This window comes from Brevundimonas sp. (assembly GCF_036677305.1).
Taxonomy (GTDB): domain Bacteria; phylum Pseudomonadota; class Alphaproteobacteria; order Caulobacterales; family Caulobacteraceae; genus Brevundimonas.
Genome location: NZ_JAKFEB010000079.1, coordinates 1 through 4029, shown reverse-complemented (window position 1 = coordinate 4029; position 4029 = coordinate 1). Strand labels below are relative to the sequence as shown.

General features: G+C 66.8%; 6 protein-coding genes. 4 read left to right on the top strand and 2 right to left on the bottom strand.

What is annotated here, in order from left to right:
- The first annotated feature begins 92 nt into the window (after positions 1 to 92).
- The 4 genes from V6M42_RS04610 to V6M42_RS04595 all read left to right on the top strand — a co-directional run bounded on the left by V6M42_RS04610 (position 93) and on the right by V6M42_RS04595 (position 2858).
- Positions 93 to 1136: a sensor histidine kinase gene (locus V6M42_RS04610; RefSeq protein ID WP_332677461.1), complete on the top strand. Its 1044-nt coding sequence runs from the start codon at positions 93 to 95 to the stop codon at positions 1134 to 1136.
- 40 nt (positions 1137 to 1176) lie between these two features.
- Positions 1177 to 1446 carry a hypothetical protein gene (locus V6M42_RS04605; protein ID WP_332677459.1) on the top strand — a complete coding sequence of 90 codons (270 nt, stop codon included), beginning with the start codon at positions 1177 to 1179 and terminating at the stop codon, positions 1444 to 1446.
- 42 nt (positions 1447 to 1488) lie between these two features.
- On the top strand, positions 1489 to 2298 hold the full coding sequence (locus tag V6M42_RS04600; protein ID WP_332677457.1) for a tryptophan 2,3-dioxygenase: 810 nt from the start codon (positions 1489 to 1491) through the stop codon (positions 2296 to 2298).
- Between the two features lie 74 nt (positions 2299 to 2372).
- On the top strand, positions 2373 to 2858 hold the full coding sequence (locus tag V6M42_RS04595; RefSeq protein WP_332657403.1) for a PA2169 family four-helix-bundle protein: 486 nt from the start codon (positions 2373 to 2375) through the stop codon (positions 2856 to 2858).
- A 75-nt stretch (positions 2859 to 2933) separates the two neighbouring features.
- Here the strand turns inward: V6M42_RS04595 and rplS are convergent, their stop codons facing one another.
- Both rplS and trmD read right to left on the bottom strand, forming a co-directional pair.
- On the bottom strand, positions 2934 to 3362 hold the full coding sequence (rplS, locus tag V6M42_RS04590; protein WP_332657401.1) for a 50S ribosomal protein L19: 429 nt from the start codon (positions 3360 to 3362) through the stop codon (positions 2934 to 2936).
- A gap of 1 nt (position 3363) precedes the next feature.
- A partial coding sequence (gene trmD / locus V6M42_RS04585) for a tRNA (guanosine(37)-N1)-methyltransferase TrmD (RefSeq protein WP_332677456.1) occupies positions 3364 to 4029 on the bottom strand: 666 nt, incomplete at its 5' end.

Sequence of the window (4029 nt, the reverse complement as noted above, 5' to 3'; positions counted from 1 at the left end):
CCTACATAAATCCCCGCGAGCGCCCTTTTGAGCGTAGAGGTGGCCGGCAGGCCGCCGCCTTCCGCGTTCGCGCCACTGGACGCTCCCTCCGCATGTCGACGACGATCCCGGGGATCGAGGATGCCCAGACGCTCGCCCAGGCGATCGTCGACACGATCCATGAGCCGCTGCTGGTTCTGGACGGCGACCTGACGGTTCTCGCCGCCAGCCGCGCCTTCTACGAGATATTCAAGGTCGACCCCGCCCACACCATGGGCCGTCTGCTCTACGACCTTGGCGACGGCCAGTGGAACATCCCGGCCCTGCGTCTGCTGCTCGAGACCATCATCCCCGAAAAGACGGCGATGGACGGGTTCGAGGTCGATCACGACTTCCCCGGCGTCGGCCGTCGCAGCATGCTGCTGAACGCGCGCAAGGTGATCTACGAAACCAGCTCCAACAGCACCATCCTGCTGGCCTTTACCGACGTCACCGCCCGCCGCACGGTCGAGCGCGAACTGGCCCAGCTGCTCGAACACACCGAAGAGCTTCTGCGCCAGAAACAGATCCTGCTCCAGGAGATGCAGCACCGCGTCGCCAACAGCCTGCAGATCATCGCCAGCATCCTGCTGATCAAGGCCCGCGCCGTGACCTCCGAGGAGACCCGCCTCCACCTGAAGGACGCGCACCAGCGCGTGCTCTCGGTCGCCGAGGTCCAGTCCCATCTCCACGCCTCGGGCGATCTCGACCAGATCGAGGTCGGCCCCTATCTGACCAAGCTGTGCGCCAGCCTCTCCGCCTCCATGGTCGGCGAGAGCCAGCCCATCGCCATCCGCGTCGAGGCCGACCACGGCTTCATCGGCTCGGACAAGGCCGTCAGCATGGGTCTGATCGTCACCGAACTGGTCATCAACGCCATCAAATACGCCTTCCCCGACGGGCACGCGGACGCCCTTGTCCTCGTTACCTACGAGAGCGCGGGGGACGGCTGGGTTCTGGTCATAAAGGACAACGGCGTCGGCGCGCTGGGCGCCGTCCCTTCCGTTCATGGCGGTCTCGGCACGGCCATCGTCGAGGCGCTGGTCAAACAGCTGGATGCCCGCATGACAACGGCGCCCAGCCCCGGCGTGACGGTCTCGATCCGCCACGTCGCCTGATCCGCTCGTATCCGCCGCCTCCCGCGCCTACATCCTCTCCATGGTTCTCCGCATCCTCCGCAACCTGCTCATCGCCGCGCTTGTCTCGGCGGCCGCCACCGGCCTGATCAGCCTGTTCTGGAAAATGATCGGCGGCGGCGCCCTGCCCTTGCACGGCTGGATCGCCCTTTCGCTGGGCGTGCTGGGCACGGTGGTCCTCGCCTGGGTGCTGATGGGACTGGCCTTCAAGTCCGACCGCGAGGGCTGGGACGACCGCGTCGACAACACCCTCGACCCCGGCCGCGCCGAAGCCGACGACGACGGACGCTGACCCGCTCTTGAGCCGACGCCCCGCCCGCGCGATAGGTCGCGGATGACCGACGCACCCGCCCATCCGTCCGACATCACCTACGCCGGCTATCTGACCCTCGACGACCTTCTGGCCGCCCAGCACCCGATCTCGACCGAGCACGACGAGATGCTGTTCGTCGTCATCCACCAGACCAAGGAGCTGTGGCTCAAGCAGATCCTGCACGAGGTGACCCTCGCCCAGTCGCTGGTGCGCGCCGGCGACCTGGTCCCCGCCTACAAGAGCCTGGCCCGCGTCAGCCGCATCCAGGCCGTCATGACCATGAGCTGGGACATCCTGGCCACCATGACCCCCGCCGACTATCTGCGCTTCCGCGGCGTGCTGGGCTCGTCCTCGGGCTTCCAGAGCGACCAGTTCCGCCGCTTCGAATACATGCTGGGCCTCAAGGACGACCGCTTCCTGCGCTTCCACGAGGAACGCCCCGACGCCCACGCCGCCCTGCGGGCCGCCCTGTCCGCCCCCAGCCTCTATGACGACGCCCTGCGTCAGCTGGCCGCCGCCGGCCTTCCGGTCCCGGCCGAGGTCCTGAACCGCGACGTCAGCCAGCCCTGGCAGCCGTCGGAAGCGGTCGAGGCCGCCTGGCTGGAGGTCTATCGCGACACCACGCGCTGGTGGCCCTTCTACCAGCTGGCCGAAAAGCTGGTCGATCTGGACGACGCCCTGCTGACCTGGCGTCACAAGCATGTGGTCACCGTCGAACGCATCATCGGCCGCCGCCGCGGCACGGGCGGCACCGAGGGCGTGGCCTATCTGACGGAAACGCTCCAGCGCCGCTGTTTCCCCGAGCTCTGGTCGCTGCGCACGAAACTGTAGAACGGCGAAGCTGAAACCATTTCCGCTCCGTCTGCGCTTTGGAGGCTCCTCCCCCACAGCACAGGCAGATCACGATGAGCAGCCCCAACCACCACGACATCCACGTTCTCAACAGCCTGATCGAGACCACGATCGACAGCGCCGACGGCTATCGCGAGGCCGCCAAGGAAACCGACAAGGAAGGCTTCCGCACCCTGTTCGAGGCCCGCAGCTTCGAACGCCAGCAGGTGGTGTCCGACCTTCAGGGCGCGGTCCGCACCCTCGGCGGCGAGCCCGAGGACGACGGCACCGTCCTGGCCAAGGCCCACCGCGCCTTCCTGGACGTCAAACACGCACTGCTGCGCGACGAACAGGCCGTGGTGAACTCGGTCGAGAACGGCGAGGACTTCATCAAGGCCAAGTTCGAAGGCGCCCTCGAGGACTCGGCCGTCTCCGCCACCACCCGCGAGACCATCCGCCGGGCCTATACGACGGTGAAGGACGGCCACGACCAGATGCGCGACCTCAAGCACAGCCTCGAGGGTCAGAAGGACGCGGATAACCGCCTCTATCCGAACTGATCGGGCGGACCGGAAATAAAGAAGGCCCCGGCGTTTCCGCCGGGGCCTTCGTCATTCTGGCAGCTGTAAAGCGGCTTATGCTTCGGTGTCGGCGGCCGTTTCGGCCTTGCCGGTTTCCGGCACGACGACGCCCTTGACCGGACGCACGGTCTGCTTCTCGGCGATCCGGGCCGACTTGCCGCGACGGTCACGCAGGTAATACAGCTTGGCGCGCCGCACGACGCCGCGACGCTTGACCTCGATGGCGTCGATGTTCGGCGACATCAGCGGGAAGACGCGCTCGACGCCCTCGCCGAAGCTGATCTTGCGCACGGTGAAATTCTCGTTGATCCCGCCGCCGGCGCGGGCGATGCAGACGCCCTCGAAGGCCTGGATGCGTTCGCGCTCGCCTTCCTTGATCTTGACCATGACGCGCAGCGTGTCGCCCGGCTGGAAGTCGGGGATGGCGCGGACCGCGGTCAGGCGGGCTTTTTCTTCGGCTGCGATGGTCTGCAGGATGTTCATGTCAGTCTCCTTGAGCTTTTTTGCTCTTTACCTGTGATTTGGCGGGGTCATGCCCCGCGGGTGTCTTCTCCAGATGCGCCGTCCAGAGGTCTGGCCGCCGCTCCCGGGTCGTCTCTCGCCGCTGCTCTTCGCGCCATTGTGCGACCTTCTTGTGGTCGCCCGACAAAAGAACCTCGGGTATCTCCAGCCCCTCGAACGTCCGCGGTCGCGTGTACTGCGGATGCTCCAGAAGACCGTCCTCGAAGCTTTCCGAACTCAGGCTTTCGGCCTGGCCCAGCACTCCGGGGATCAATCGAACGCACGCCTCGATCACCACCATCGCCGCCGCCTCGCCGCCGGCGAGAACCGCGTCTCCGACGGAGACCTCCTCGAACCCGCGCGCGTCCAGCACGCGCTGATCCACCCCCTCGAAACGGCCGCACAGGACGGTGATCCCGTCCGCCTTGGCCCATTCCTTGACGCGCGCCTGGGTCAGGGGCCGACCCCGGGCGCTCATGTACAAAAGCGGCCGTTGCGGTTCCGCTACGCTGTCCAGCGCCCGGGCCACCACGTCCGCTTTAAGCACGGCTCCCGGACCGCCACCCGCGGGGGTGTCGTCCAGGAAGCCGCGCGTATCTGTGGAAAAGGCCCGAATGTCAACCGTTTCAAGGCTCCAGAGCCCGCGCTC